The sequence below is a fragment of the Pedobacter sp. HMWF019 genome, assembly GCF_003061025.1.
In the GTDB taxonomy this organism is placed as follows: Bacteria; Bacteroidota; Bacteroidia; order Sphingobacteriales; family Sphingobacteriaceae; genus Pedobacter.
This window is the reverse complement of sequence record NZ_QAIL01000624.1, coordinates 520-1566: the sequence shown is the minus strand read 5'-3', so window position 1 is coordinate 1566 and position 1047 is coordinate 520. Positions and strand designations below refer to the sequence as shown.

At 37.1% G+C, this 1047-nt stretch carries 2 protein-coding genes; both read right to left on the bottom strand.

The genetic code is table 11. The annotated features are described in order from the left end of the window. Positions 1-458, bottom strand: a 458-nt coding sequence (locus DBR11_RS29335) for an HAD family phosphatase (RefSeq protein ID WP_108556060.1), incomplete at its 3' end; no start/stop codon positions are given. A gap of 17 nt (positions 459-475) precedes the next feature. Next, positions 476-1047 (bottom strand): SDR family oxidoreductase (locus tag DBR11_RS29330; protein ID WP_199234014.1); only part of this gene is annotated, 572 nt, incomplete at its 5' end.

The window sequence follows — 1047 nt, the reverse complement described above, 5'->3', positions numbered from 1 at the left end:
GATTTAAGGTATACTTCAGGATTTGGTTTGTGTTTTTTTACATCCTCACTAGCCAATATAGAACTCATCTTATCTCTTAGAGGGAGTTCCTTTAGGATTAAATCCAGATTCGCAAAAGGAGCAGAAGTAGCTACAGCCAGTTTTACATGGTGATCTTTAAGATCATTTATAAAATCAATAAGGCCAGTGACGGGTTCTATATGCGGTTCATATATCTTGCGAAAAAGCGCTTCTTTTTCATTCTCAAGTAAAGTGAGCTCTTCTCCGGCTACTGGTCTATTGAAGAAATGGCTTAAAATATAACTGTTGCTTTTTCCAAACATATGTTCTGCAAATTCTTCTTCGGTGGGCGAAAGATTCCATTTAGAAAAAAACTCCCGGAAGGCAAGGGAATGGTAGGGGTTGGTGTGGCATATCACACCATCCATATCAAAAATAACGGCAATTTCCTTATTCATGCTGCAAAATTAGTGAATTAATGTCCAGATTGTTTTAAAGATTTTCGGTAGGTTTTAGCCATTTGTCCAACAATAAATTTTTTGGGCAGAAATTTCATGAGCTTACTTCCCACACGATTTATAAATCCAGGAATATAATTATATTTCCTTGTGGTTAAGGCGTATATGCCTTCTTTTGCGGCTTGTTCTACAGGCATTAGCCAGTCTTTTAGATCATTAAATTTCTCTCCCTGCGTCATTTCTGTCGCTATACCGCCAGGTGCATATACCGTTAAAGAAAATTTTGTGTTTTTTAATTCAAAAGACAATGCATTGAAAAAATTCATGATAAAAGCCTTTGTACCGGAATAAATTGCCTGATAAGGAACTGGAAATAGAGCGGCCATGCTGGATACAACCATCAAGCCGCCTTCTTTTTGAGTAGTTTCGAAATGGTTCACAAATTGACTTGTAATCCGCACAATACTGGTGACATTAGTTTGTAAAAGTCGTTGAAATTCAGATGGCTGCATTTCACTGTGGGATCCGAAATAGGTTATTCCTGCATTTAGTATTGCTGCATAAAGAGGTTGCTTTTCTATACTTTCTC